Origin of the sequence: Vogesella mureinivorans (assembly GCF_007644035.1) — a bacterium.
GTDB classification, from domain to species: Bacteria; Pseudomonadota; Gammaproteobacteria; order Burkholderiales; family Chromobacteriaceae; genus Vogesella; species Vogesella mureinivorans.
In genome coordinates this window covers 1-345 of sequence record NZ_VMTV02001174.1, presented here as the reverse complement: position 1 = coordinate 345, position 345 = coordinate 1, and the positions used below count along the sequence as shown (strand labels likewise).

The 345-nt window shown below is 71.3% G+C and carries 1 protein-coding gene; it reads left to right on the top strand.

The window, feature by feature from the left end; translation table 11 throughout:
* The coding region (locus FLQ44_RS23380) for a cell division protein FtsQ/DivIB (protein WP_147696235.1) at nt 1-345 on the top strand (345 nt) is incomplete at both ends.

The following is a 345-nucleotide window of genomic DNA, read 5'->3' as shown; positions in this document are numbered from 1 at the left end:
GGCAGCTGCGCGTGTCCGCCGAGTTCCAGCGGGTCAGCGCCGAGCACGTGCAGGCGGCGGTGCGGCCGCATCTCGACCGCGGCTTCTTCGCGGTCGACCTGGAGGGCGTACGCGCCTCGCTCGCGGCCCTGCCCTGGGTGGAGCAGGTGGCGGTGCGCAAACTCTGGCCCGACACCCTGGAAATCGCCCTGGTCGAGCACCGCGCGCTGGCCCGTTGGGGCGAGTCGCGCCTGCTGTCCGATCGCGGTCTGCTGTTCGAAGTGCCCGACCTGGAAACCCTGCAGGGCCTGCCGCGCTTCGAGGCGGCCGACAGCCAGATCGACGAGGTGATGCAGATGTACGCGT